This is a genomic window from Pseudomonas tremae (assembly GCF_023278125.1).
GTDB classification, from domain to species: Bacteria; Pseudomonadota; Gammaproteobacteria; order Pseudomonadales; family Pseudomonadaceae; genus Aquipseudomonas; species Aquipseudomonas tremae.
This window is the reverse complement of record NZ_CP066270.1, coordinates 4,915,498-4,942,486: the sequence shown is the minus strand read 5'-3', so window position 1 is coordinate 4,942,486 and position 26,989 is coordinate 4,915,498. Positions and strand designations below refer to the sequence as shown.

The window sequence follows — 26,989 nt, the reverse complement described above, 5'->3', positions numbered from 1 at the left end:
AAAAATATGTGAAAATAATTTTCTTATTCGATGTTTCCAGTAACAGCACCAAGGGCTTACATAGCGTCTTTTCTGACCATGGTTTCCAGGATGGTTTGTCAACGGGGCCAATAGCTGCTCCGCATAACGTGCAATGACATGGCCAAAGGTGATCTGATTGCAGGCACCCTCCGAGCGCAAACTGTTTATGATCGGCGTTAGCTCAGCTTCACTGACGCTGGATATGAACTGCTCGTCAAAAAAACCGGTGGTGGCTTCCTAGCGTCGTTTTGTCAGGTAGACAATGTCGAGTGCAAGCTTTTCGATCATTGTTGCGGCGGGAAGATTTTCTGGATAGCTTTGAGTTTTTCCTGTCAGCAGATAGCGGAACCGTTGCTCGCAATTTTCTTCCATAGGGGGAAATGTGTAGGCTCTCATCGAACCAGTTGCTCTTGTAATGACCGCAGTGCAATGGATTGCCTAGCTTCGTTTTCCGCAAACATGACGTATGAAGATTGCTGTATTCAAGCGCGAGTAGCAGGTAACCCTCCTGCGGCCTGAAGTGTCCGATATGGCTGTTATCAAGGTCTATCTCTCTGCCGTAATAGCAGCATGAGAAGTTCTGCTCGTGCAGCAGGTCGTCATGCAGTTCGCGCTTTTGCGGGTTCTGCAAGGTTGGATAAGCAGGCTTCCAGTCTTCATTTGCGCGGGCTTTCCATTCGATGAAAGGCGCAGGTTCAATTCCTTTGATGATGCGTCTCATCGGCCAATGAGCTCCTTGCGCTTGAGCAGTGCTTCGGCCCCCGCGAACTCGGGTAGATCAGGCGCTTTCTTCTTTAGCGCATCAAGCTGCAGTCTGGCTTTTTCAGACTCGTTGTTTTCCAGCGTGCTGAATAGCTCGTTGAGCAACGTTTCAATTTTAGGTTCGCGCTGCGACACACCCACGACCTCTTCCAGAATGTTGCTGGAATCCAGTCCGTAGGTTGCTCGAGGGTGAGAGCTGTTGCCGTTGTTTAGCAGGATTATCTCACCCGGTTGCAGGCAGCCAATGACTTGAGGTGAGTGGTTGGCGGCAATGAACTGGACACTGGGAAACGCTTTTTTCAGCGCTGGTGCAATGCTGCGTTGCCAGCCGGGATGGAGCCATTTCTAGATATTTTCTGAAAGCGTTCTAGTGTCTGTCTGAAAAGTCGCCTTGGTTAAAATAATGTTCTCTGGTTGCCAAGAGAGCCATCATGACTGATCGTTATGAAATTTAATCTGAGCGCTGGGCGATCATTAAAGCCATTGTTTCCCCTTCTCAACGCATCATGGGGCGACCAAGGCGCGATGATCATCAGATGCTTAATGGGACTTCTGGATTTTGTACTCTGGTGCCAAATGGCAGGATCTTCCAGAACGTTTCGGGCCTTGGAAGACCGTTTACCAGCGTTTCAGGCAATGGCGTGATAACGGCACGTTTGAGCAGGTGCTGCGCCACCTTCATCTTCGTTTGCGAGAAGACGGTTTCATCGATATGGACACTTGGATGGTCGATTCCACATCAATCCAGGCCACCCGGGCAGCCAACGGCGCTGGAAAAAAGGGGGCCCGCAGGAACCGCCACACCACTGTCTCGGCCGAAGCCGGGGCGGGCTGACTACCAAAACACACCTCGCCTGCAAAAGCCATGGCTTCCCGCTGGCCATCATGCTGTCGCTTGGCGAACAGGCTGACTCGTGCTACTTCAAGCCGTTGCTGGATCAGATCAGCCTTCCTGGTACGAAGGTCGCCCACGCAAGCGTTGCCGTTATGTGCTTACCGACAAGAGTTATGATAGCCAGATCTTGCGTCAGTACTGCGATCGCTACGGCATGCAGCCGGTGATTCCTCTGCGCAAGATGCAAGCCTCGACCTGGCCTGCCTCGGCTGTTTGACGGGCCTCTGTAGTGGTCTAATGATTCCGGACACTCATTTAGGCGAGAATATCGCCAGATATAGAGGTGTCTGATGACCAAGCAACGCCGTACCTTCTCCGCTGAATTCAAACGTGAGGCCGCAGGCCTCGTGCTCGATCAAGGTTATAGCCATGTCGAAGCTTCTCGCTCGCTTGGAGTGGTCGAGTCTGCGCTGCGTCGCTGGGTTAGCCAGCTCCAGCAGGAGCGCAATGGCGTGACGCCTCAGAGCAAAGCCCTGACGCCCGAGCAGCAGAAAATTCAGGAGCTGGAAGCGCGCATCGCTCGTCTTGAGCGGGAGAAATCCATTTTAAAAAGGCTACCGCGCTCTTGATGTCGGAAGAACACGAGCGCTTGCGCTGATCGATCAGCTAGGTGCCCATGAGCCGATCGAATTGCTGTGCGAGATGTTCGAGACACCTCGCTCGTGCTACTACGACCATTGCCAGCGGCGTCGGGCTCCAGACACCGAGCGGGTTCGTTTACTCAGTCGAGTCAATGAGCTGTTCGGGCAAAGTCGAAGCGCTGCTGGCAGCCGCAGTATCGTTTCGGTATTGCAGGAAGATGGCGAGCAAATTGGCCGGTTCAAGGTACGTGGCCTGATGCGGGAACTGGGATTAATCAGCAAGCAACCTGGCTCTCATGCTTATAAAAAAGCAACAGTGGAGAGGCCTGACATTCCGAACATTTTGAATCGGCAGTTCGATGTACCCGCGCCCAATCAGGTTTGGTGTGGCGACATCACCTACATCTGGGCGCAAGGAAAATGGCATTACCTGGCGGTGGTTATGGATCTTTATGCGCGTCGGGTGGTGGGCTGGGCGTTTTCAAACAAACCGGACACGGACTTGGTCATCAAGGCGCTGGACATGGCTTATGAGCAACGCGGCAAGCCTCAGGGCCTGCTGTTTCACTCAGATCAGGGCTCCCAATATGGGAGCCGACAGTTTCGCCAGCGGCTTTGGCGATACCGCATGCGCCAGAGCATGAGTCGCCGAGGTAATTGCTACGACAACTCGCCGATGGAGCGTGTATTCCGCAGCTTGAAAACCGAGTGGATACCCGCCGTGGGCTACATGACGGCCCAAGAGGCACAGCGGGATATCAGTCATTATCTGATGCATCGCTACAACTGGGTTCGGCCACACCAGTTCAATAATGGACTGGCACCCGCTCAGTACGAGAAAAAACTTAACGTCGTGTCCGGGATCAGTTGACCACTACACTCAGTACAAAAAACGCAACGTTACTGAGCGGTTGTTCAGATGGCTCAAGGAAAAGCGTCGGATCTGTACGCGTTACGACAAGCTGGCAAGTAGCTTTAAAGCGATGATCACACTGGTTTACATCGAAAGATGCTTGCGGGCTGACATTTCAGACAAACCCTAGGAGCGTCAAATTTGACGTAGCTGTTCGCTCAGTCGTTTGTAAAAAGTGGTTTTGACAGGGACGGTTTTGCGTGATATCAAGGCACAATCATGAATATGGCCAATTGAACCCACAGTGGTACTGATGCATTGGGCAAAAAACAACTAAAATTGTGACTTAATCTGAAGCATAAGGAAATGCAAATGTCTTAAAAGATATAGCTTAGAAAATAATACTAAAACTTTTAACTCATGCAGGATAGATGATGTCACGATTAATCGTAATTAAATCCCACTCTCACTTTCAAGGGAATACGGGAGTGGTAATTCCCTTGATAATTGAAGAGGATGGAAATCAGCCTAGAGCAGTTTATCAAGACGAGTTTGAGAACGGAAATAAACTATTTATCGCAGATGATTACCAAGTAAAAATTGATGAGTCATACAGGGAGGACGAGCTGTTCGTCATATCCAGCTGGAACGAAACAGACCGGGACGATTGGAAAACTACCACATCTAAACAAAGGGATGCTCCGATCAACTTGCTGCGCAGCGGCGGCGAGTCGCAATTTGCCCGGCACCCAGCGCTATTTGCTGAAAATGGCCTGATGCAGCGCGCGTTGAGGGCGTTTCCGCCCGGTTTTCCGTGTTAAACGCGCAACTCACCCATACCCATCAGCTGTTTTCGAGCCATCCACAGATTCGACAGGGCGAACAGCGTGGTCAGCTGAGCTGTGTTTTTCATCAGCCCACGAAAGCGCACTTTCACGTAGCCAAACTGACGCTTGATTACGCGAAACGGATGCTCGACCTTGGCCCGTGTCTGAGCTTTGCAGTACTCGATCTTGCGCTTGGCCTTGTAGAGCACGCTGCGTTTATTGAGCCTGGAATACGTGCTGCGCCGCGCAGCGATTTGCCAGATGACCTCACGATTTTCATGCTCTTCACGCTTCTCGACACCGGTGTATCCCGCGTCTGCATACACCGCGTTTTCTTCGCCGTGGAGCAGTTCGGCGACCTGCGTGACATCGGCCACATTGGCCGCAGTGCCATGAACATGATGAACCAGGCCCGACTCCGCATCGGCGCCGATATGCGCCTTCATCCCGAAGAAGTATTGGTTACCTTTCTTCGTCTGATGCATCTCGGGATCACGCTTTCCTTCCTCGTTCTTGGTCGAGCAAGGGGCATGAATGATGGTGGCATCGACGATGGTGCCCTGGCGCAGGGACAGGCCTTTCTCTTGCAGATAACCGTTGATGACCGCGAGGATCGCAGGGGCCAGTTGATGCTTTTCCAGCAGGTGCCGGAAGTTCATGATCGTGGTGTCTTCAGGTATCGGGGCGCTCAAGGTCAGGCGTGCAAACTGGCGCATGGGCGTGATTTCGTAGAGCGCTTCTTCCATGGCCGGGTCGCTCAGGGAGAACCAGTTCTGCAACAGATGAATGCGCAGCATGGTTTCCAGAGGATAAGGTTTTCTGCCTCCGCCGGCCTTGGGGTAGAACGGCTCGATCAGGCCCAGTAGACCTGTCCAGGGCACGACCTGATCCATCTCGGCGAGGAAGCGTTCGCGGCGTGTCTGCTTGCGCTTACCGGCATATTCGAAATCGGAAAAGCTCATCTGGCTCATGGGCGGCTCGGATCAGGTGGTCAGGCGTATTTCAGCACATTTGAAGACTTGTTCGGAGATTCCAAAGGTACATTTCTTTCGGGAATTTAGTGAGACCATTAGAAAAAAGTAGTTATTTACCAGTAATCGACATGGATATGCCTGATGTCAGCACTGGAACCGTGGATTTGATTCCGAGCGTAAGTCTCACTCACAGTCACTTCATGATTAGGTCAGATGGTTTCATCAATGGCCCGTTTTCGGCACAACATAATGGAACTAGTTGGTCTGTTTCGCCAGTTACGGTGAGCACACCTCTTTCTCTCCAAACACATAATATAGCTCAGTTTTCCGAGGCCGACCTAGCAGGAGCAGGAATACTCATAAGCATAAGCTTGAATGGCACAATAAGAAACTTTCTGTCGTCATTGGAGCGGGCAAAACATATCGAGCACGACGTCAAAGACTATATTTCTGACGCAGGTCTAATAACCTACTATACAAGAAACGGTTTTGGGAAAAATGATAAAAACACTTTATCTCGAACAGAAGCAAATAAGCTGAAAGCTGCGGTAGAAGCATATAAAAAGACTCAAAAGGCTGTTGAGAATAACGACAGGCTTAGTAGGCTAAAAGAGATCTTGGACAGTTATTTAAGTTCGGAAGGTATTGGTTTAGATATTATCGATAGTTATTTAAATAATACTAGTAATGGAAAAGAATTTTTAGAAAAGTTTGTGCGCGAAAATCGGGACGTCCTGCTGAAGGATAAAGGCGAAGAGCTCAGGAAACGCTTAGAAGAGCAAAAAGAACGAATAGACTTAGAGTTATCAAAGCTCAATGCCGAAATCGATCAGAAAAAGCAAGAGTTCAAGGCAGAAGAAAAAAAGGTTTTGGAGCAGAAGCTTATTTCAGAGAGGGAAATAGAGGAGATTAAGAAAAAGACGGCGGCACAAATTAAAGAAGAGTCGTTAAAAGGACAGGAAGAGCTGAGAGATGATATAAGAAAGTTGGAAGAGCAAAAGGAACAGCTTGATGGCGACTTAAAGCTGAAGACTGATGAGTTTGCAGAGCTAGTAGAGAATCTCAAATTACCAAAAGAAATTCAAGGGATTCAGTTCACGTTGAAGGAACGTGAAAATCAACTCGAGGCCGTCAAGCGCCAACAGTATGACACGGAAAAACTAGTACAACGCCAAACTGCATATCTATCGTCACCCGATTTAAGCAATGTAATGCTTGAACATAAAACCATCAGTCAGATCCTCAGTGGCCAGAGAGTGACGCAGACGCAAACCATAAAACCATATTTTCCGAAAACCTCAAAAGCGGTATTGGACGAACATAACCGTGGCGACTTCATAGAGGCACTAAGGAAAAAACTGGAGGTTGAAGATGGTAGGCAGTTCCATTTCGACGAGGTTGGAAACTTAGTCATAAGCGTAATGCAATCATTCCTAACTGTTCTTTCTGGTCCACCTGGTACAGGTAAGACCTCTACAGTTACTCGTCTTGCTAAGCATCTAGAGCTGGTAAACCAGAGCGAAAGCGAATTAGAAATCATAAACCGATTTATAAATATTCCTGTAGGTAAAGGATGGGCATCCAACCGCGACTTGCTTGGCTTCTGGAATGGACTCAAAAATATATATCAGCCGTCCAGGTCTGGCCTATACGAGTTTTTGCGAGCCGCAGAAATCACCAGCACAGAGCTGTCGAACGACTTTCTAAATATGGTATTACTCGATGAAGCCAATCTTTCAAGTATAGAGCACTATTGGAGCGACTTTCTGACACTGAGTGATACATTTAACAAGTCAGGAAACAGAATAAATCTGGGGATTCAAGATGCTGATCAGCAGCATTTGAGAATTCCTCAGAGCTTAAGATTTATAGCAACCATAAACAGTGATGAAACAACAGAGCGACTATCTCCTCGACTGATCGATAGAGCACCTGTTATATCTCTGAACCATGGTCAGTTTACATTACCCTTGGAGACGTTAGGAGAAAATGAGTTTGATGGAGCCCTGCCGTTTTCTAATTTGAATAATGCATTCAATCCCATAGATCTGAGCTTTGCCTTAAGCGACACTGAAGAAAATAATCTTAAATCAATCATCACAACACTTTCTTCCGCTCATAATCGAGCAGCACCAATTCATATTAGTCCACGTAAAACACAGGCAATTCATAAATACTGCAAAACAGCAAACGAGCTTTTGTATCAGCGCTATCAACCTATGGATTTTGCCATAGCTCAACATGTACTCCCGATGATCAATGGTTTTGGCAAGGGATATAGGGAACGTTTGAATCAGCTCCATCAAAAACTAGGAGAATGTAATTATGAAATATCACGCCACCTTCTTAACTCAATAATTGAACGTGGTGATGAAATGATGGATTCATATTCATTCTTCTAGGTGTTAATTATGTTAAAGCTCGAATTTTTGTCCGGTTCTCGAAAGGGAGAAGTTGCGCTCCTTCATCCTGTAAGTGATGAAGTACGACCGCGCCCCCAGATTCGTGAAGATGATGTCATCAAGTTCTCAGCGACACTGAGTTACAGGGCGAGGCCGCGTCTTGTACTTCATGAAATTCAGATGCATGCAACCAGTGAGCAGCAAAATGGCGATGAATGGACCTATGAATGGAATCCTGGGTTTGGTGAGTACCGTTATAACTGTTTTTTTCAAAACTACTACGGGCTTGCGACTCTTGACATTTTGCTGGATGAGGAAGAGTTATACATAGAAGGCTACCATGATAAAAGCTCGATTTCGCTAAGTGGCACAACAGTAATCGAGTATCAAGAAATCGAAGTTTTGGCGAAAGCCGAAAACGCTCATAGAGTCGACGCGATGATCGGTTTTTTGGCATCACAGGACCCAAATCTAATAGCAAGTGTGTTTCGGGTCACTAGACTCCGCTCTGGATTTATACATGATGATGGATCTGCGGAGAAACAATATCTAGACAGGATCGAACGAAACGTAATTCAGCTGGAACAAATGATTGGAAGGATAATATCCAACCCACTGACCAAGATTATAGAAAAAACAAGGCTTATTGTTCCAAGCAGACAGTCCGTAGTTGACGATAAAACTGTCGCTTGGATTAGTGATAATCTTAACGAACTATATGAAACTGATAATCCCTATGATTCAACATTAGAGATTGATGGTCTACATTATACCGCCAACAAAATCCAAGAAACTTTCGTCGACCGAAAAACAGACTGCTATGAAAACCAAGTCGTACATGGGTATGCAAGTCAATTAAAATTTGCTGTAAAAAGCATATTGTCCTCTATGCAGGACAGGAAAATTGTTGTTCCCAAAGAGACTCCAAAGGGGTATTCCTCATTTTTCACTCAGATAAACAAATATTCAGCCATCATAAATCGTAATAAAATAGATAAGTGTGAGTCGTTGGATGCCAGATTATCGACTATTTTGGCGCGACTTCGAAAACATTTACCCGTGGCACGTCACGCCCTTGGAATCCCACGTCTAACCCCAAAGGCAAAAGTAAATCATAGTTATCGAGAAATTTTTTTTAAGATGATTGAACTACTTCGCTTTGGAAAACCTGATTGGAGTGCAACAGAGGAGCTTCTTTCTATAACTTCTATCTCCAAGTTGTTTGAGTACTATTGTCTATTCCTAGTTCGTTCGAAAATGGAAAAAGTATTTGGAGTTTCTGGCATGCCTCTAGAGGAAGCCAGGAACTCTGACGATCTTGCAAAATTTCAATACTCATGGAAAGGTCTTAGTATAGACCTATTATACGAACCCCATTATTGGACCGCTGGTCATATTGAAGCAACCAATGCTTTCGAGATAAATAGTGAGGGTTGGACTAAGAGCAAGGTAGGAAAGCATAAATATGCAGCTAATCAAGTTGACGATTTTGCCAAAGGAAAAAGAGGTAATCGGCATACCTTCTCACGACGCACACCTGATTTCGTGATCAATATTAAAGATAGTGAGAAAAATAAGAAGTCTATAATTTTGGATGCTAAATATACCCGTAACGAGAAGGCGTTCTTAGATTATTTACCTGACTTGACCATGAAGTATATTCATGGTATTCATCAAAAGGATACAGGGTTAAATAATTCTGTGGCTCTTGTGATAATTAATCCTACTAGCGATATGAAGGAAAGAACTCGGCACTTCCACTCTGATACCTACTCAATTTTCGGGGAACATCCTGTGACCCCAGCCCTTCTGGTAAGTTCGTTGGATTTCAATAATGCTGAAAGTGAGGAGTCTGAATTTAGCAAATGCTTTGTACGACTCCTTGAGTTCGCATTGGCAAAATTCAAAATAACTGAAATCCAGCGTGCGCTTTATGTAGTGGCATAGGGTCTCCGCGCTTTTTAATCAGACCGAGAGTATTACATATAAAGGAGTCTTATCAGCTTGTATTTTCTAGATATGCCCGAAAGGGTGGTTATTGACTGATGCTTATGCTCCCGCTCCCGGCCGGTGCGTCAGAAAATTTTCAAGATCTAGTGTCTGTCTGAAAGTCTTGTGAGCGGCCTTGTAGCTCCTTTTTAGCGCCTTACAGGTACGTAAAATCAATAAGTTAGAGCGTGCCTCAGACTATTTCTGCAGGCAATCTCGTACTTTTCAGACAACCCTAGTGTCTTGCCAATGAGCCAAGTCTCAAAATTCTTCAAATTGGAGGCTGCATCGGACCAGTTCGTGTAGGCGTCAAGCCTTGAGGGTTTGGTCTGTGCTGCATGCTCGGCGACTATATTCATAGTCAGCCAGCCTCGATTGGCTCGGCAAACGGCAAACACAGACGTGTCGAGAGAGATATGGGTTCTCTGGAGATGTAACGCTTTCAAGGTTGCCGGAATTTCCTTTACTGCCATCCCGCTTCCGCGCCACGTGCCAATTTTGAAACCCAAATGTATCGCCTTGGGCAGTCAACCTGAGGGGAAAGATACGTTCAAAGTGAACACTGTTTTCAGATCTTTCTAAAGTGAACCTGGCATCTAATTCAGTTGAAAGTGAGTTGCTAGCACCTATGTTCGCGAGGAAACTTCCGAAACAACAAGCCACCCCGCTGCAACAGCGACGTCTTCCCACTCCCATTAATCCCCACCACTAGATTGAAGCCCGGCTGGAAGTCGAAATGAGCATCTTCGTAGCAACGAAAATTCTGCAGGTGGAGATGGTCGAGGCGCATGTCGGGTTCTTTACCAGAACTGGCGTATGCGCCAGTGTATCTTGGCTAACCCCATCCGCCAGTGCCTGATATATGACTAGACCTTGGCACCCAGCGGTTGCAGCCGCGCCAGCCTCAACGCAACCCCCAGCGCTATCAACAGCAGTACGCCGATAAATAGCCCGATACCGTTCCACCCCGCGTAATGCCAGAACACTCCGCCGCCGGTTCCGGCCACGCTGGAGCCGGCGTAGTAGCAGAACAGGTAGAGTGAAGCGGCCTGGCCTCTGGCCGTGGTGGCCCTGCGGCCCACCCAGCTGCTGGCCACCGAGTGCGCGCCGAAAAAGCCGAAGGTGAAGATCAGCACGCCGATTATTACCAAGGGCAGCGGTGTGAACAGAGTCAATAACAGGCCCGCCAGCATCATCACGATTACGGCCCACAGCACTTGTCGGCGGCCCAGTCGGTCGGCCAGTGAGCCGATCTTCGCCGAGCTGTAGATGCCCGACAGATACACCACGGAAAATACCCCGACCACGGCCTGGCTCAGGTTGTAGGGTGCGCTCAGAAAGCGGTATGCGATGTAGTTGAACAGCGTGACGAAGGCGCCCATCAGCAGAAAGCCGATCAGAAACAGCAGCGGCAACCCAGCGTCTCTAAACTGCACCACAAAGCCGTCCAGCAGGCTGCGCGGGTGCAACGAACGGGGGCGGAAATTGCGCGATTCCGGGAGGATTTTCCAGAACACCACCGCTGCGATCAGGGCCAGCCCGCCGACCACCAGCATCGCTGCATGCCAGCTCACGTAGTCAATCAGGACGCCGACGATCAATCGACCGCTCATGCCGCCGACTGCGCTGCCGCCGATGTACAGTCCCATCGCCAGGCCCAGATGCGTGGGGTGTATTTCCTCGCTCAGGTAGGTCATCGCTACGGCCGCGAGACCGCTCAGCGACAAACCGACCAATGCGCGGGTCACAAGAACACCTTCCCAGCTTGGCATCAACGCACTGGCGATGGTGAACAGCGATGCGCAGAACAGCGCCATGACCATCACCGACTTGCGCCCGAGCCGGTCGGATATCGGCCCGGTAATCAGCAGGCCGATCGCTAGCATTGCCGTGGCAACCGAAAGGATCAGGCTGCTCTGAGCGGCCGATAACGAGAACTCGCCGGACAGCGTCGGCATCATCGGCTGGACGCAATACAGCAGGGTGAAGGTCGAAAATCCGCCAGCGAACAGCGCCAGTGCAGTGCGTTTGAAAAGCGGCGTGTTCTTTTCGATGTAGGTGTCGCCAGACGTTTCAGCGGATGTGTTCTGGGCTGTTACGGGCGGGGCCACGGCAGGATTCAAAGGGGACCTCTGGGCACTATTGGACGGACAATGAAAAAATCATATAGCTAGCTAATCATTCCATCCAATATATTGTTCGACCTGTTTGATAGGTAAAACGACTTAATGGGGGTCGCATGGAATTGCGCCATCTGCGTTACTTCATCGCGGTTGCCGAAGAGCTGCATTTCGGCCGTGCAGCGCAGGCGCTGGGGATCTCTCAACCGCCGCTCAGTCAGCAGATCCAGACGCTGGAGCAAGAGCTCGGCACGCGGCTGTTCGACCGCACCAACCGCCGTGTTGAACTAAGTGAATCCGGGCGGCTGTTTCTTGAAGAGGCACGTCTGGTATTGGCTCAGGTCGACAAGGCCACCGATGTGGCGCGACGTGCGCAACTGGGGGAAATCGGTGAGCTGAAGATCGGCTTTACGTCCTCGGCGCCGTTTACTTCCAGCATTCCACAGGCAATCTTTGCGTTTCGTCAGGCCTGCCCCGACGTACACCTTACCCTGACCGAAATCACCAGCCAGGAAGTGGCCGCAGGTCTTGAGGACAAGACCATTCAGGTCGGCATCATGCGTCCACTTGAGTTGCCTGACTCACTGGTGGTGTTCGAATTGCTGAACGAGCCGCTGGTGGCGATCATGCGCGCGGACCATCCGCTGGCTGCGAGTACCGAGGACGGGATCTACATGGCGGCTCTGGCTGCCGAGCCGTTCGTGTTCTTCCCGCGCACCTATGGCAGTGGCATCTACGCGCAGGTGCTGAGCCTGGCGCGCGCCGCGGGTTTCAGCCCGCTTATCACTCAGGAGGCGGGGGAAGTCATGACCATCATTGGTCTGGTCGCAGCCGGATTGGGTGTGACGGTGCTGCCTGCATCCTATCGGCGGATGCGCATTGACGGCGTGGTCTACCGCAACGTCCTCGACCCCGGCGCAACCAGCGCGGTATGGCTGGTACAGCGCAAGGACGAACAATCACCGATGGCCAAGGCATTTACCGACCTGCTGACGCGCAACGTAGCCTGAGGAAGAATACCTGGCGTTACTCACGCTCAGCGTGGGAATGCCTGTCGTGACGCTCTGCGTCACAAAACTGTGCGCTCCCGCAGACTCAAGATCGGTTGCATGGCGTTCAGATCTTCGTCCTGCGCGGAGCGTAGACCTGTTCGAAGGCCCCTTTGCAGCCCATCGTAGCGGTCTTAACCTCCTGAAACTCTCACGTCCTGGGGGCAGAAACCTTGTTCTGCGTATGAACTACCTCTCAACCCCAACGCTTGAAGATCAACGATGTATTTACTCCGCCAAAGGCAAAGTTGTTGTTCATGACGTATTCGTTACTCATCTTCCGGGGTTCGCCGACGATGTAGTCCAGTTCCCCGCATTGTGGGTCAATGTCAGTCAGGTTCAGGGTGTGGATATATCGGTCGCTGTTGAGCATTTCGATGCTGAACCATGATTCGAGTGCGCCGCATGCGCCCAAGGTGTGGCCGAGGAAGCTTTTCTGGGAACTGAGCGGCATGCGTGGGCCGAACAGGCTGCTGGTGGCCAGGGTTTCGGCGATGTCGCCTTGTTCGGTGGCCGTGCCGTGCCCGTTGACGTAGCCGATGGCCTCCGGCGGCAAGCCCGCATCTTCCAGGGCCAGCTCCATGGCGCGGCGCATGGTGGTTTGTTCCGGCCGGGTGCTGTGAGCGCCGTCGGCATTGCTGCCAAAGCCGACTACCTCGGCATAGATCGGCGCGCCGCGTGCCTGGGCGTGTTCAAGTTCTTCAAGCACCAGCATGCCGCCGCCCTCACCGATGACTAGCCCGTCGCGCCCGCTGTCGTAAGGACGCGGCGTGGTGTGCGGTGCATCGTTCTTCAGGCTGGTCGCGTACAGTGCGTCGAACACCATCGCTTCGGTCGGGCACAGTTCTTCGGCACCGCCTGCCAGCATTAAGGGCAAACGCCCGAATTTGATCGCTTCGTAGGCGTAACCGATGCCCTGGCTGCCGCTGGTGCAGGCGCTGGAGGTCGGGATCAGGCGTCCGGTCAGGCCGAAAAAGATACTGATGTTGGCCGCCGTGGTGTGCGGCATCATGCGCACATACGAATTGGCATTCAGGTCCAGCGCCACCGAGTTGATCAACATGTTGCCGAAGGCCTTGATCTCGTCGGTACTGCCGGTGGATGAGCCGCAGGCTGTGCCCATGCGGCCGTCGCGAATGATCGGGTCGTTCAGCAGCCCGGCGATGATCAGCGCCTGTTCGGCGGCGCCCACTGCCAGCCGCGAGACACGGCCCATGCTGCGCAACTGCTTGCGCGTCCAGTGCGCAGGTACGGCGAAATCGTCGATGGGGCCAGCCAGGCGAGTATTCAGCTCGATGAAACGGTCCCATTCGTCCATCCGGCGAATGCCGCTGCGGTTGGCCGTGAAACTCGCATTGATGGTGGCCCAGTCGCTGCCCACTGAGGTAATGCCGGACATACCGGTGACCACCACACGCTTCATCAGCACAACCCTCCATTGACGGCCAGCACCTGTCGGGTAATGTAACTGGCTTCCGCCGACATCAGAAAATTCACAGCGCCAGCAACTTCTTCGGGCGTGCCCATGCGCTGTGCCGGGATCATTTTCATCAGTTCATCCACGGGAACGTTCTCGTCGAGCATCGTTGTGTCGATCAGCCCCGGCGCGACGCAGTTGACGGTAATCTTGCGCTTGCCCAGTTCAATGGCCAGTGCTTTGGCAGCGCCGATCAGACCTGCCTTGGACGCGCTGTAATTGACCTGCCCACGGTTGCCGATCAGGCCCGAGACCGAGGTGATACACACAATTCGGCCTGCAGCACGACGGCGAATCATCGGCATCGTCAGTGGATGCAGGACATTGTAGAAACCGTCCAGATTGGTCCGCAGCACCTGATCCCAGTCGTCCTCGCTGAGTGCCGGAAAGGCGCCATCGCGGGTCAGGCCGGCGTTGAGCACCACGCCGTAATAAGCACCGTGGGTTTCCACGTCCTCTTCCAGAATCGTCTTGCAGGCGGCGCGGTCCGAGACGTCGAATTGCAGAACCCGCGCCTGACGTCCCAAGGCGAGTACTTCGGCCTGCACGGCCTCGGCTTCACTGCGCCCGGTGCGGCAATGCAAGATCAGGTCATAGCCGGCCTGCGCCAGGCGCAAGGCGATGGCGCGGCCGATGCCACGGCTGGAGCCGGTGACCAGTATCGATTCAGTCATGCCGGGGCTCCTTCAGCCAGGTAATCAGCAGTGTTGGTTGGGCAATATACATTGAGGCGGGCAAACGCTGTGATGTCCGGGCCGGTCAGGGTGCATTCGAAGACGCCCATGCCGCTGTCATCCTGCAGCGAGCGTATGGCATGAATATGCAGTTCGCTGCCCAGAGGGAAGCGCGCCACATTGCATTCGAACTTGCGGCTGCCGAGCAGAAAACCCAGCTTGACCGCTTCGCCCTTGATACGCGCCTGGCAGCCGGCAAAGGCTGCCACGCTCTGTGCCATGAGTTCTACGCCGAGCCAGGCGGGCAGGCTGCCGTCCGCCTGATTGAACAGGCCGTCGGCGCGCACGGTCAGACGGGTGTGAATCTGCTCTGCGTCAAAGTCCAGAACCTGATCGATAAGGATCATGTCGCCAGCGTGGGGAATAAGTTCGGCGAGCGGCCACTCGGTCATGGGGCATCTCCGATAATCAGGCTGATGTTGTTGCCACCGAAGGCAAAGGAATTGCTCATCATGTAGCGAGCGTCGGCAGAGGCCAGGCGAGTGCCCGGCAGTGTCCATTGCAGGGCAGGCAGCTGTGGGTCTGCCTCGCCGTCCCACACGTGTGGCGGCAGGGCCTGTTGGCTGTTGTGCGGCGCCAGACTCAGCCAGCAAAAGGCGGCTTCCAGCGCCCCGGCCGCGCCCAGTGTGTGGCCGCTGAGTGGTTTGGTCGAAGAGCAGGGCACACCCTCCGGGAACACGGCCTGCACCGCACGGCTTTCCATCGCATCGTTGAGCGGCGTTGCTGTGCCATGCAGGTTCAGATAGCCGATCTGTGCGGCGTCCAGTCGGGCATTGCTCAACGCCTGCAACATGGCGTTCTGTGCGCCACGTCCGCTGGGTTCGGGGGCTGATATGTGGTGAGCATCGCAACTGGCGCCCGCGCCCAACAGCGCAACCGAATGCGTGCTGCCAGCTTCTCGAGTCATGAGAAACAGCGCGGCCGCCTCGCCGATATTGATCCCGTTTCGATGACGCGAGAATGGATTGCACAGCTGGGGCGACATTGCTTCGAGCGCCGAGAAACCGTTGAGGGTCAGCTTGCACAGGCTGTCGACGCCGCCACACAGCACTGCATCGCACAGGCCCATGTCCAGAGCCCGACGAGCACTGAGCAATGCGCGTGCGCTGGATGTGCATGCGGTGGAAATCACGTATGCCGGGCCGGTCAATTGCAGCCAGCTGGCAAGGAAACCAGCCGGTGCGCCCAGCTCCTGCTGGCGATAATCGTAGTGTTCGGGGAACGCTTTATCACGCAGCCAGATCGCCATGCTGCTACTCGCTTCGTCGATGCCGGAAGTGCTGGTGCCGATGATGACGCCGATGCGCGCTGCACCGAAGCGTTCGATGGCCAGCCGAATATCGTCTTCGATCTGCAAGGCGGCGGCCAGCAACAACTGGTTGTTGCGGCTGTGTTGCGAACTCATGGCTGGCGGCATGGCCGGCAGTTCGGCCTTTACCGCCCCGACTGGCAGCGCACGCTCTGGCACCCAGCCGCTCTCGACCACCATGCCTGAGCTGTCACCGGCAAACAGCCTGCGCGATACTTCTTCTCGGCTTGCACCCAGCGAACAGATGACCCCGAGCGCATTGAGGTAGGCGGTCATGGCGCGGTCCCGTTGTTCAGCGGGGTCACTTTGTAGCTCAGATGGTCCTTGAGGCGGATGGTGAACGCGTTGGCCGACTGGTATTCAACCAGCCAGCGGTCATCCAGGCGGCGCTGCATGCCTTGGCGATAAGCCGTGGGATAGCGGCCATGCATTTCCAGATCAGGCGTCATGGCAAACATCAATGCCGCAAACAATTCGCGGGCCTCTGGGTTGGGCGGCAGCAGACCATCGGCCTGCCACTCTCCGTTGATCAGTAGCTGGCGTGCCTGAGGAATGCCCATCGGGTCCATCATCGACCAACGTAGCCCGGTCGGTTCGCGCTGGATGACCAGCACCCAGTCCTGACTCTGCTCCGCCTGATGACGTTCGATGTGCAGTTGCATCGGCAATTGCAGGGTCGGCGGGGTAGCAGGCAGTGGCGCCTGTGCAGCGCAGCCGCCAAGCAACAGAAAGGCCAGCAACAGCAGTCGGATCATGAGGCGTCACCTCGCAACGGTTTTTGGGCCACGACATTGACGAGGGTTTCTTCTCGTTGCCCGAATGGTTTGGGCTTGCGCAGTTTCAGGGCTTCCAGCAAGCCGAAATCCCTGGCACGGCTCCACCACAGGTAAGGGTAGGAAACATTATGTGCGGCGAATTCGAAGCCCTGCTCGCGGAGCATGTCCAGATACTGATCGGCGCTTTTCTGAACGTGCATCGGGTGACGGAACAGCCAGCGAATCACCCAGGTATCGATATAGGCCTCGGTGGACTCTGCGAACAACAGATAACCGCCCGGCTTGAGTACCCTGAAAAACTCGGCCAGCGCTTGTTCCTGCTCGACCAGATGATGGAAGGTCTGATGACAGAACAGCAGATCGACGCTGGCATCCGGCAATTGCAGGGCGGCGCAGTCACTGCCGATCAGCTCCACCTCAATGCCTTTGGCAACCGCTTCCTGGCGGCTCATGCTCAGGCTGTGCGGATCGGCGTCGACACCGATCAGCCTGGACGGCTTGAAGACCTTGCTCAGGTGCTGGAACGACTTGCCCTGCCCGCAACCGGCATCCAGCAAGACCGGCGCAACCGGTGGCGGGCTTGAAAACAGCGTGCGCAGGTCGTCGATCGCGACGCGCAGCACGCGGTGTTGCCAGGTATGGCTGCGCAGAAACCACAGCCCGAAGCGGGTTTCCTCGACGTAGCTGTCGCTCAGGAACGGTCGAGTCATGAGCCACTGTCCGCACAGATTTCCGACAGCGTGCGCAGGCGTCGCTTGGGTTCGCTGACGAACGGGTTGCGCTCGTCCCACGCATAGCCGGCCAGAATCGAGCTGATCATGCGGCGAATGTCCGGAGCGCTGCCGGGGTAGAAGATGACGCTCTGGAAGGTGCCGTCGTACCAGCCTTCGACATAGGCCCGGAAGGTGTCGATGCCGCGTTTCAGCGGGATGGCAAATTCGCTTTCCCAATCCACAGGCTCGCCCTGCAACTGCCGGCTCAGGACGCTGGCCGCCATGCTCGCTGAACGCATGGCGATGGTCACGCCCGAAGAGAACACCGGATCGAGGAACTCTGCAGCGTTGCCTAGCAGCGCGAAGCCCTTGCCGTGCAGCGTTTTGACGTTGGCAGAGTAGCCGCCGATGGTTCTGGCAGGCGTATCCCAGACGGCATTTTTCAGCACATTCGCCAGTTGCGGTGTTTCATCGATAAAGGCTCGCAGGCAGGCGTCCAGGTCGTCGGGCTTGTCCTTGAAGCGCTCGGCGCAGGCCACCACGCCCACCGAGCAACGGCCCTCGCTGAACGGGATCGTCCAGAACCACACGTCGCTGTGCTGCGGGTGGATGCTGACAAGGATTTTCTGACGATCAAAAGGTGGGCTGTCGATGTGATCTTCGACATGCGTGAACACTGCCTGACGTACCGGAAAACCCGAAGGTGCTTCCAGGTCCAGCAGGCGCGGCAGCACGCGACCGTAGCCGCTGGCGTCAAGCACAAAGGCAGACTGCACGCTGTATTGGCTGCCATCTGCGCGCTTTACCCGCAATACAGGCTGCGCGCCATCGACATCTGCGCTGATGATTTCCTCCTCATAGCGAATCTCCACACCTTGCAGCTCGGCCTGATCGGCCAGCAGTTTATCGAACTCACTGCGCTGTACCTGGAAGGTGGTGGGCTTGCCGTGACTGAAGGTGTCTCCGAAATCGAAATCGCTGTACTGCTCGCCGCGCGCGAAGGCTGCGCCATTCTTGCGCTGGAAACCGGCAGCCTGCACCGCGTCGAGCATTCCCGCCTCTTCGACGAAGTCCAGGCAATGACAGAGCAGGCTTTCGCCGATCGAAAAACGCGGAAAAAGCTGGCGCTCGATGATCAGCACGTCATGACCCTGGCGCTTTAGCAGCGCGGCCGCAATCGAACCGGCGGGGCCGGCACCGATGACCACGACCTGACGCATTTCCCTATCAATGATGGGCACGGCTGTTCCTTTCCGATTTGACGGAGGCAGGGGAGGACGACAAGGGCACATGAGTGTCTGGACGCGGGCTGGCCCACGGTGCGAGCAAAAAGCTGAAGGCCAGCCCCAGGCTGACCGAGAGCCCGAAATTGCTGATCGCCGGAGTGCCGGAAACCGCCAGCAGGCCGAACGACAGCCAGGTGGTGACGGCCGCCAGCAGCGTGCCAAGCAGGCTGACTGCGGCCCCTCCGACCTGTTCGCGCATCAGGATGGCGTAATCGACGCTGATTGCGGTGACCAACAGCAGGCCGAACAGGCTGAACAGGGTCAACGGCTGGCCAAGCCAACCCAGGCTGGCGAGGCTGCACAGCGCTGCCAGCAGAGGCAGCGCGACGATGCGCAATGCGCCATTGAAGCCGAACGGGACAATCAGCAGCAGGACGATCAACAGGCATGAAGCCAGTTTCAGCTCGGCGGCGCTGATCTGCGTGTGAGCGAACACGTCATTGAGTTCGCCAAGGCGGTCAACCAGTTGCACGCCTTCCAGCCCGATAGCCTGCACGCGCAATAACGCCATGCTGTTCAGGCCGCGCAGGCTGACGATTCCCGCAACGCCGCCTTCAGGGTTGTCGATGGCGCCCAGCCAGAGTGTGCGCCACGGCTCGCTCAGCGGGCCTTGCAGCGCACCATCGATGTCTTGCGTCGGCAGGGCCTGCAGTTGGGCGAGTTCGGCCTTCAAGGCGTTGGCCGGCACGCCGAGTTGCACCAGCGGCTCCCAGTACTGCGGCAGTTTGCTCAGAGCGTCGCGGGTCGCCTGCTGCTCGGCCGGCGAGTCGAGCAACTGGTTGATCGCCATGTAGCCCTGCAGCTTGTCCATGCTCACCAGTTGATCAAGCCGCTGGGTCAACGCCGTCTGGCGATCCAGCAACTGCTGCTGATCCTTGCCGCGCACCAGAAAGAACTGGCTGGTCGGTTGATAGCCGGTGATTTGCGCGATGGTCTGGGCTTCGTCGGTCAGCGCCTGAGGGGCAGCTACCCATTGGCGGATATCGTTCTTGGTGGTCAGGTGCCAGATGCCTACGGCACAAAAGGCCAGCAGCAGTACCAGCAGGATCGGCGTGCTGATGCGTTGCAGCAGTGCAGCCCGGCAATCGAGCATCTGCTGTGCCAGCCTCAATGGCCATTGCGCAGGACGGATCTCTACGTTTGCGAGCAGCGCGGGCAGCAGGCACACCGCTGTCAGGTAGGCGCCCACAAGGCCTGCAGCCGAGAACACAGCAATTTGCGTCAGTGCCGGGAATGGCGTCCAAGCCAGTGCAAGGTAGCCGATACAGCTGGTGATCAGGCTCAGGCTCAGGCCGGGCAGCGTCAGGCGCAACGCAGGCCAGCTGCGCCAAGGCTTCATGCTCCAGCTTTTGGACAGGTAATGCAGCGGGTAATCCACGGCCACGCCGATCAGGCTGGAGCCCAGCACCAGTGTCATGACATGCATGTTGCCGAAAAATGCCACGCAGGCGACCGCACCAAACAGCATGCCGACCACCACCGGGACGAATGCCAGCAGCACACTCCAGCGCCGGAAGGCCAGCAACAGCAGTAACAAAATACCTGCCGTCGCACCCCCGCCAACCCAAGTAATTTCCCGGCTGGCCTGCTTCTGGCCGTCTGCCGCGTAAAGCAGGCCGCTGGCTGCAAGCAACTGGCCACCGGCGTCGCTCGCCTGCACTCGGGCCTGCGCCAGCAGGTCGGCGACCTGACCGGGCAGGTGCATGTCGAACGCATCACTGCGGGTTCGCGAGCGCAGCAGCACCCAGCTTTTGCCCTCGGCGGTAGCAATCAACGCGCCACTGGCCAAGTCGGGTTCGACCGAGCCCTGTTTTGGCAGGCCGTTCTGAATGCGTCCGGTAAGGCCCAGCCAGTCATCCTGGCTCGGCACCAGGCTGAAACCGGCGAACGGGTCGAACAGGGTCTGCACGCGTTGCTCGATGAAGGTTTTCGGGTCTTCGATCAACAGGGCCCGATCCGCTGCCGGCAACATCGCAATACGGCCTTTCAGCAACTGGGTGCGCAAAGCCGGCAGGTCAGCCTGCAGCGTCCACTGAACCTTCTCGAACAGACCGCTCGCCTGCCATTGCTCGCCCAGTTTGCGGGCCAGCTCGACGGCTTGCTGGCGATCGGTATGCCCCACCAGCACCAGCATTTCGCGGTTGAGCGGCTCTTGCATGCGCTTTTCAGCGCTCTCTACCAGCGCATCGTTGTCAGTGCCCGGCACCAGCTCCATGAGGTTGGCCGACAGCGGCGAACGGTCGTGCCATTGCCAGACGGCCAGCGCCAGAATGCCTGCCAGAATCAGCAGGAATAGTCGCGGCAGTCGCCGCTCAGTTGCTGAAGTCATTACGCTGCGCATCTGTCAGGGCCGGGGCGCTGCTGCTGTCGATCATTTTCAGAACCGTGCTGTCGCCCTGGGTTTCCAGCAGTTCGATCCGCTGGACCAGCTCGCCGCCATCGATGTTGATCTGCTTGAAGACCTGTTGCAGCAACAGCGAGCGCGGCACCAGAGTCAGTTGCCAGGCACTCGCATCGCCTTTGAGCTGCAAGTCGAAATCCCGTTGCAGGCCGCTGCTGTCACCCTGCAGCACGGAGAGGAACAGGCGGTTCTGCTCGGCACCGGCGTTCTTGTTCGGCACCGGTTTCCAGGTGCTGACGTCGCCGACGGTTTCACGGCGGGAAATGCCGCTGGCTGTGATGCGGTAATCCTGTTTCAGCGGTGTCTCCAGCAGCCAGAGCAGGCCGAAATCTCTGGCGAGGACAAAGCGCCCTTTGCTGAGCAGCGGCTGCGGCAGGGCGCGCAAATGCTTTTCCTGAATGAAGCGGCCTTGCACCACCGCAGGTTTGGCGAGCTGGTCGCTCAACTGCTGCAGGTCGAAAGCCTGGGCCAGTGAAGACAGGACCAGCAAACCCAGTAGCAGCAACGTACGAAACGGTCGGCTCATGGCAGGGCTCTCTTTACGGCATCGATAAAGACCTGAGGCGAGACCATCTGCATCTCGCGGCTTTGGCTGTCCACGGCGACCTGCACCGTACTGGCGCGCGTCAGTCGCTCCCCGGTGTGTGCATCGGTGATCAGGTAGTTGATCTTCAGACGGTTCTCCCATTCCACCAGACTGGCGCGCACGTTCAGCGTCTGGCCGAACACGGTGCTGCGCACGTAGCGCAATTGCAGGTCGATCACTGGCCAACCATAACCGGATTCGAGCATCTGCATGTAGTTATGCCCTATATGGTCCAGCAACGCGCAGCGCGCGACCTCAAGGTATTTGACGTAGTTGCCGTGCCAGACGATGTTCATCATGTCGACGTCGAAAAACGGCACCACGATTTCGGTGTCGACGTGCAGAAAGCCTTTACTGCGCATGCAACCTCCAGCGGCGGTTGGCGATGTGTTTCAGGCACAGGCGCAATTCGCCTTCCAGTGCCCGGTCTTCTATGACAGGGGCGAAATCCTTGCTCAACTGATCGTGCATGGCGGCCAGGGCCGGCGGCAGCGGCCGCGCATCGGCAGCCTTGCTGCGCAGCCAGATGCCCTGATTGGCTGCGATCAGCGTAGCCGCGGCCACCTGTTCGGTCAGTTCCAGCACCCGGATGGCGTCCCGCGCGGCGATGGTGCCCATGCTCACTTTGTCCTGATTGTGGCACTCGGTGGAGCGCGAGAACACGCTGGCCGGCATGGTGTTTTTCAACGCTTCGGCAGTCCAGGCGCTGGTGCCGATCTGCACCGCCTTGAAGCCGTGATTGAGCATTGCCCGCTCGGCGCTGGCACCTGACAGGTTGCTTGGCAGACCGTGGTTATAGCGCTCGTCGACCAGCAGCGCCAGTTGTCGGTCAAGCAGGTCCGCCACATTGGCCACCAGGGTTTTCAGGCTGTCCATCGCAAAGGCGATATGCCCACCGTAGAAGTGCCCACCGTGCAACACGCGTTCGGCTTCGGCGTCGATGATCGGGTTGTCGTTGGCGCTGTTCAGTTCGATCTCGATGAACGAGCGCAACCAGTTCAGGCTGTCAGCCAGCACGCCCAGCACATGCGGCGCACAACGCAGTGAGTAGCGGTCCTGCAAACGGTGCAATGGGGCGGTCGGCGCGTCGATTGCGAGGTCCTGGCGCAGCCACGCCGCCACTTGCATCTGGCCGGGATGCGGCTTGGCGGCGAACAGGCGTTCGTCGAAATGCTCCGGGTTGCCTTGCAGTGCCACCACGTTCATGGCGGTGATACGGGTTGCCAGTTGCAGCAGGTAATCGGCGCGGGCAAACGCCAGGCAGGCAATGCCGGTCATGACTGCGGTGCCGTTCATCAGCGCCAGCGCCTCTTTGGGACGCAGCACCAGAGGTGTCCAGCCCAGCTCGCGATGTACATCAACGGCCTGCCGGCGTTCACCGCGAAACATAACGTCGCGCTCGCCGGACAGGGTCGCGGCTACATAGGACAGCGGCGTCAGATCGCCACTTGCGCCTACCGAGCCTTCTTCCGGGATCAGCGGCAGGACGTCCTCATCGATAAACGCCTGCAGACGCTCGAGCAGTTCGATCCTGACCCCGGAAACGCCCTGACACAATGACTGCAAGCGCGCTGCCAGCACTGCTCGGGTTGTTTGCTCATCCAGCAACTTGCCCAGCCCGCAGCCGTGAAAGGTGTACAGATGACGTGGCAGTGCCTCCACATGCTCCAGCGGTACGGCTACCACGCAGGAGTCGCCGTAACCGGTAGTGACGCCGTAGATAACGCCTTCCCTGGCCAGCAACGAGTCCAGAAACCTTGCGCCCCGTGCGATGCGTGCGCGAAACGTGGCGTCGTTCTGCAGCACGCCGGGTGCCTGGCGATTGGCCAGGGTCAACACATCTTCGATACGCAGGGCATGTTCGCCGAACGTGATCGGATCAGGAGCTTGGTTCATCGTCGGATTTCCAGAACGGGTAGAAATTGAACCACTGTTGCGGCGCCTCCAGGCAGTAATGCCCAAGCCGCTCGGCGTAGCGCGTGGCCCAGAGGGCGATCACCTGAGGGCGGTCACTGCGGCGCCATTCGATTGCCTCGGCGAACGGTTCAAGAATCACTCGATAACCCTGCGTGCCTTTAAGGCAGAAGAACAGGTTGACCGGGCATTTGAGCAGGCCGGCCAGCAACCACGGGCCTTGCGGAAAAGCGGCGGAATGGCCGAGGAAATCAACCCGCACATTGCGTCCGCCATGCAAGGCGACACGGTCGCCGGCAATCGCCAGCCACTCGCCTTCGTCCAGCCGCTGGCTCAATTGCAACATGATCGCCGGGTCCAGCTCGCTGACCTGAATCAGCCGCAGGTTGGTCGCGCCAGCCTCGCCCAGCAGACGATTGAAGCGTTCGGCGTGCTTGGTGTGTACCAACACGTTCATGGTGATCTTTTCGCCGAGTTCGGCCAGTGCGCGGCATACTTCAAGGTTGCCAAGGTGCGCACCCACCAGCATCTGGCCGCGTTCGCCGCGCAGGTTCTGGCGGATCATGCCGCGGTCGACGATTTCGATCTGGTCGAGGCCCAGCCTGCCGTTCCACACATCGAGCTTGTCGAGCAACGCTTCGGCAAAGGCCATGAACTGGCCAAACACCCGCCTCTGGCTGGGTTGTAGTTCGGGTCTGGCGCTCCAGTCAGACAGCCGCTGCTGGTATTGCCAGATGCTGCTCCGGGCACGTCGACCGAACACAAAGAAATACAGGACGATGCCATACAGCACCGGGCTGAGCAGGCGCCGGCCCAGTACACGCATGCCCCAGGCGGTGAGTTTCATGAGCATGAAACTGCCGCGCTCTTCGTGACTGGCCCAATGTTCTTTGGGGGGCTTGTTGAGGCTCATGAACGCCACCTGCGGCGAACAATCATCGGCGATCGGATCAGCATGCCGAAGAACAGTTTGGCGTGCATTTTCGAGATCAGTGCGTTGTCATGAAACAGCCGGAAATGCGACAGCCCGTCCTGTGGATAATGAACGCGGGTCGGCAGCCAGCGCATCGCCTGCCCCCGCCATGACAGGCGCACGAGGATTTCCGAATCGAAGTCCATGCGCTTGCCGATGTTTACATGGTTGATCAGGGTCAGCACAGGCGCCAGCGGGTACAAGCGGAAGCCGCACATCGAATCGCGAATCTGCAACGACAGCGTATTGATCCACACCCAGACGTGGGTGAGGTAGCGAGCGTACAAGCGGCCTTTAGGCACGCTGTCGTCGTATTGCGGATAGCCGCAGATCAGCGCATCGGGGTACTGGCGCGACTGCTCCAAAAACACCGGGATGTCACGCAGGTCATGCTGGCCGTCGGCATCGACCTGCAACGCATGGCTGAAACCCAGGCGTGCCGCTTCCCTGAAGCCTGCCATGACTGCGCCGCCCTTGCCTTGGTTGACCGGCAGGCGCAGCAGGTAAATGTCGTCGCCCCGGGCCAGTTGTTGCAGCACGGCGGCGCAGGCCGGGCTGCTGGCGTCGTCCACCAGTACGCAGGGCAAGCCGGCGTCGCGCACGGCCTTGACCACATTGGGCACCGCCAACTCGTGATCGAACACCGGAATGATGACGCAGGGCTTATGCATGCTTGCCCCCCAGCAGGATTCGGCCACTGGAGCAGGGTGCGTTTTCGCTGTTGTGAAAGGCGAAATGCAGCTTGGAGCGCGCGGCGTCGAAGCGCAGGGTCAGTTTCAGGCGATCGCCGGGGCGAACCAGTTGCTGAAACTTGAGCACTTCCATGCCAGCAAAATCGGGTGGCAGATCCAGCAGTCGCTGGCCCAGGCTGATTGCCCAGTCGACCTGAACCACGCCGGGCAGGATCGGCGCCTTGGGGAAGTGCCCGCTGAAAAACGCCAGGTCGGGCGGGACGATCATTTGCAGATGCAGTTCGCCTTCGACGGTCTGTTGTTCGAGTACTTCCGGTTGTGTCGAACGTGGCGCCAGCAGCAGCGCCTCGACCTCTGCCTGAGGCAGTTTGCCCTGTGCATTCAGCGGCATCTGCCGCAGCAGACGCCAGCGCCGCGGCAGCGCGATGGTTTCGCAATGCGGCCGCAGGTGCTGGCGCAAAACCTCGGTAAGGGCACGGCGGCCCTGGTTGCGCAGGGCCAGCAAGCCCGCATCGCTCAGCACCAGCACTGCGCCCAGCGAAGCACGGTTTTCCTGGATCACGCCAAGGCGCGTTTCACTCACCCATTCGTGAGTCGCGAGAGCTTGCTCGATCAGTGGCAACGAAACGCGTTTTTCTTCGAGTTTGACGATACGGTCCAGTCTGCCCAGCAGCTCGAAACGCCCGTCTTGGCCTATTCGAACGGCATCAGAGGTCTGCTCGGTATGACCGGGCGGCAGGTAGGGCGAGCGGATGCGCAATGCGCCTTCAGCGTCCTGACTCAGCTCGACGTCGGCGAAGGCTTGCCAGTGCTGTTCGCCCTGACGCCATGCGATGCCGCCTGTTTCCGAACTGCCGAGAATTTCCGTTGGCCACTGGCCGAGGCGCTGTTGCAGGCTCTGCGCGGCGTCGGCATGCAGCACGCCGCCGGATGAAAAGACCCTGCGCACGGCACTCAGGCTGGCCCAGTCGAGGTTATCGCCCATGCGTTTTAGCAGCGCCGGGCTGGCAACCCAGGCGAATGAAGGGTACTCGCGACTGGCGCGTTGCAGGTCTTCGGCAAACGGCAACTGGTGGCGAACAAAGGGGCGTGCCGCGCACAGTGGCCACAGCAGGCGGAACAGCAAACCATAAATATGCTGGGTCGCGACGCTGCCGATCATGCACGCCTCACCCAGTTCTGCGCCCCACAATTGTTCCAGTGCGCAGACTTCGTTGGCCAGTTGTCGAAGGCGCTTTTCAATCAGTTTGGGCTCGCCACTGGACCCCGAGGTACACAGGCCAAGCCGGCACTGGTCAAGGTCCAGCGCAGCAGGGGCAAGCGGCGCAGCGTGCAGGTCGTGCAGATGCGTGTCGCCTGGCTGATCGGTCAGCCATAGATCTACCTGAGTTGCCCAGCGCTCACGGGTCTGACCCTGCAGGTCGGCGGGCAGCAGTACGTGGACACCCGCGCGCCAGGCACCGAACAACGCGACAGCCAGCTCGGCGGCGTCTTCCAGATGCACCGCAATCTGCCTGACACCACGTGCCTGCAAGTCCGCCGCGACGCTCAGCGCCTGATGGCAGAACTGCGCGTGGTCAAGCTCTGGGGCTTGGGTCAGCAGTCGACCCGGCAGGGGGGCCAGCAGCAGGTCTTGCAGATTCAACCAGTTCATG

23 protein-coding genes and 3 pseudogenes are annotated in these 26,989 nt (G+C 56.2%); 7 read left to right on the top strand and 19 right to left on the bottom strand.

Annotated features, from left to right (window positions below; genetic code table 11):
- Positions 1–105 precede the first annotated feature (105 nt).
- Together I9H09_RS22285 and I9H09_RS22280 are read right to left on the bottom strand one after the other, a co-directional pair.
- Positions 106–742, bottom strand: a pseudogene (locus I9H09_RS22285) (retron system putative HNH endonuclease); the annotation flags it as partial.
- A pseudogene (locus I9H09_RS22280) lies at positions 739–1,122 on the bottom strand (AAA family ATPase); the annotation flags it as partial. The pseudogenes I9H09_RS22280 and I9H09_RS22285, both read right to left, overlap by 4 nt.
- A gap of 131 nt (positions 1,123–1,253) precedes the next feature.
- Between I9H09_RS22280 and I9H09_RS22275 the strand changes: the two are divergent.
- From I9H09_RS22275 to I9H09_RS22260, 4 genes and pseudogenes are all read left to right on the top strand, one after another.
- Positions 1,254–1,902: pseudogene (locus I9H09_RS22275) on the top strand (IS5 family transposase); the annotation flags it as partial.
- A 66-nt stretch (positions 1,903–1,968) separates the two neighbouring features.
- Positions 1,969–3,130 (top strand): IS3 family transposase gene (locus I9H09_RS22270; protein WP_248943741.1). Its coding sequence is split into 2 segments (ribosomal slippage): positions 1,969–2,228 and positions 2,227–3,130, totalling 1,164 coding nucleotides; the frame shifts between segments, so codons are not numbered across the junction.
- Positions 3,072–3,302, top strand: coding sequence for a transposase (locus I9H09_RS22265; protein ID WP_428847122.1), 231 nt, complete (start codon positions 3,072–3,074; stop codon positions 3,300–3,302). Before I9H09_RS22270 ends, I9H09_RS22265 begins: the two co-directional genes overlap by 59 nt.
- Positions 3,303–3,612: 310 nt before the next feature.
- Entirely contained in the window at positions 3,613–3,933 is a 321-nt protein-coding gene (locus tag I9H09_RS22260) for a hypothetical protein (protein ID WP_248972582.1), read from the top strand.
- Here the strand turns inward: I9H09_RS22260 and I9H09_RS22255 are convergent.
- Positions 3,930–4,910 (bottom strand): IS5 family transposase, encoded by a 981-nt coding sequence (locus I9H09_RS22255; protein ID WP_105223850.1) that lies wholly within the window; start codon positions 4,908–4,910, stop codon positions 3,930–3,932. The genes I9H09_RS22260 and I9H09_RS22255 overlap by 4 nt on opposite strands.
- An 89-nt stretch (positions 4,911–4,999) precedes the next feature.
- Between I9H09_RS22255 and I9H09_RS22250 the strand changes: the two genes are divergently transcribed.
- Positions 5,000–7,315 carry a hypothetical protein gene (locus I9H09_RS22250; protein WP_248972581.1) on the top strand — a complete coding sequence of 772 codons (2,316 nt, stop codon included), beginning with the start codon at positions 5,000–5,002 and terminating at the stop codon, positions 7,313–7,315.
- Between the two features lie 9 nt (positions 7,316–7,324).
- A complete protein-coding gene (locus I9H09_RS22245; RefSeq protein ID WP_236502545.1) occupies positions 7,325–9,262 on the top strand; it encodes a hypothetical protein in 1,938 nt (645 codons plus the stop codon).
- A gap of 661 nt (positions 9,263–9,923) precedes the next feature.
- On the opposite strand, the gene I9H09_RS22240 is transcribed toward I9H09_RS22245, so the two are convergent.
- Together I9H09_RS22240 and I9H09_RS22235 are read right to left on the bottom strand one after the other, a co-directional pair.
- The gene (locus I9H09_RS22240; RefSeq protein ID WP_235662434.1) at positions 9,924–10,094 is read right to left on the bottom strand and encodes an AAA family ATPase; all 171 of its coding nucleotides are present in this window, start codon (positions 10,092–10,094) and stop codon (positions 9,924–9,926) included.
- A gap of 76 nt (positions 10,095–10,170) precedes the next feature.
- The gene (locus I9H09_RS22235) at positions 10,171–11,427 is read right to left on the bottom strand and encodes an MFS transporter (protein ID WP_005888235.1); all 1,257 of its coding nucleotides are present in this window, start codon (positions 11,425–11,427) and stop codon (positions 10,171–10,173) included.
- A gap of 116 nt (positions 11,428–11,543) precedes the next feature.
- Here I9H09_RS22235 and I9H09_RS22230 point away from each other — a divergent pair, with 116 nt between their 5' ends.
- On the top strand, positions 11,544–12,434 hold the full coding sequence (locus tag I9H09_RS22230) for a LysR family transcriptional regulator (RefSeq protein ID WP_053479844.1): 891 nt from the start codon (positions 11,544–11,546) through the stop codon (positions 12,432–12,434).
- Positions 12,435–12,669: 235 nt separating this feature from the next.
- Here I9H09_RS22230 and I9H09_RS22225 read toward each other — a convergent pair whose 3' ends face one another.
- The 14 genes from I9H09_RS22225 to I9H09_RS22160 are packed head-to-tail and all read right to left on the bottom strand — an operon-like array spanning position 12,670 to position 26,988.
- A complete protein-coding gene (locus I9H09_RS22225) occupies positions 12,670–13,896 on the bottom strand; it encodes a beta-ketoacyl-ACP synthase (RefSeq protein WP_053931625.1) in 1,227 nt (408 codons plus the stop codon).
- On the bottom strand, positions 13,896–14,624 hold the full coding sequence (gene fabG, locus I9H09_RS22220) for a 3-oxoacyl-ACP reductase FabG (protein ID WP_122323441.1): 729 nt from the start codon (positions 14,622–14,624) through the stop codon (positions 13,896–13,898). The genes I9H09_RS22225 and fabG overlap by 1 nt, the downstream gene beginning before the upstream one ends.
- Positions 14,621–15,076, bottom strand: a complete 456-nt coding sequence (locus I9H09_RS22215) for a hotdog family protein (RefSeq protein ID WP_005888242.1) — start codon at positions 15,074–15,076, stop codon at positions 14,621–14,623. Before I9H09_RS22215 ends, fabG begins: the two co-directional genes overlap by 4 nt.
- Positions 15,073–16,269 (bottom strand): beta-ketoacyl-[acyl-carrier-protein] synthase family protein, encoded by a 1,197-nt coding sequence (locus I9H09_RS22210; RefSeq protein WP_024671184.1) that lies wholly within the window; start codon positions 16,267–16,269, stop codon positions 15,073–15,075. Before I9H09_RS22210 ends, I9H09_RS22215 begins: the two co-directional genes overlap by 4 nt.
- Positions 16,266–16,748 (bottom strand): hypothetical protein, encoded by a 483-nt coding sequence (locus tag I9H09_RS22205; protein WP_005888245.1) that lies wholly within the window; start codon positions 16,746–16,748, stop codon positions 16,266–16,268. Before I9H09_RS22205 ends, I9H09_RS22210 begins: the two co-directional genes overlap by 4 nt.
- A complete protein-coding gene (locus I9H09_RS22200; protein ID WP_122346997.1) occupies positions 16,745–17,479 on the bottom strand; it encodes a class I SAM-dependent methyltransferase in 735 nt (244 codons plus the stop codon). Before I9H09_RS22200 ends, I9H09_RS22205 begins: the two co-directional genes overlap by 4 nt.
- Complete coding sequence (locus I9H09_RS22195; RefSeq protein ID WP_122346996.1) at positions 17,476–18,723, bottom strand: NAD(P)/FAD-dependent oxidoreductase; 1,248 nt, start codon at positions 18,721–18,723, stop codon at positions 17,476–17,478. Before I9H09_RS22195 ends, I9H09_RS22200 begins: the two co-directional genes overlap by 4 nt.
- The gene (locus I9H09_RS22190; RefSeq protein ID WP_122347006.1) at positions 18,710–21,097 is read right to left on the bottom strand and encodes an MMPL family transporter; all 2,388 of its coding nucleotides are present in this window, start codon (positions 21,095–21,097) and stop codon (positions 18,710–18,712) included. Before I9H09_RS22190 ends, I9H09_RS22195 begins: the two co-directional genes overlap by 14 nt.
- Positions 21,081–21,695, bottom strand: coding sequence for an outer membrane lipoprotein carrier protein LolA (locus tag I9H09_RS22185; protein WP_122312607.1), 615 nt, complete (start codon positions 21,693–21,695; stop codon positions 21,081–21,083). Before I9H09_RS22185 ends, I9H09_RS22190 begins: the two co-directional genes overlap by 17 nt.
- Positions 21,692–22,117 carry an acyl-CoA thioesterase gene (locus I9H09_RS22180; RefSeq protein WP_005888250.1) on the bottom strand — a complete coding sequence of 142 codons (426 nt, stop codon included), beginning with the start codon at positions 22,115–22,117 and terminating at the stop codon, positions 21,692–21,694. Before I9H09_RS22180 ends, I9H09_RS22185 begins: the two co-directional genes overlap by 4 nt.
- Positions 22,107–23,651, bottom strand: a complete 1,545-nt coding sequence (locus I9H09_RS22175) for an HAL/PAL/TAL family ammonia-lyase (RefSeq protein ID WP_122346995.1) — start codon at positions 23,649–23,651, stop codon at positions 22,107–22,109. Before I9H09_RS22175 ends, I9H09_RS22180 begins: the two co-directional genes overlap by 11 nt.
- On the bottom strand, positions 23,635–24,582 hold the full coding sequence (locus I9H09_RS22170; protein ID WP_005888254.1) for a lysophospholipid acyltransferase family protein: 948 nt from the start codon (positions 24,580–24,582) through the stop codon (positions 23,635–23,637). The genes I9H09_RS22175 and I9H09_RS22170 overlap by 17 nt, the downstream gene beginning before the upstream one ends.
- Entirely contained in the window at positions 24,579–25,313 is a 735-nt protein-coding gene (locus I9H09_RS22165) for a glycosyltransferase family 2 protein (RefSeq protein WP_024671190.1), read from the bottom strand. The genes I9H09_RS22170 and I9H09_RS22165 overlap by 4 nt, the downstream gene beginning before the upstream one ends.
- Positions 25,306–26,988 carry an acyl-CoA synthetase family protein gene (locus I9H09_RS22160; RefSeq protein ID WP_183142437.1) on the bottom strand — a complete coding sequence of 561 codons (1,683 nt, stop codon included), beginning with the start codon at positions 26,986–26,988 and terminating at the stop codon, positions 25,306–25,308. Before I9H09_RS22160 ends, I9H09_RS22165 begins: the two co-directional genes overlap by 8 nt.
- Position 26,989: the final 1 nt, after the last annotated feature.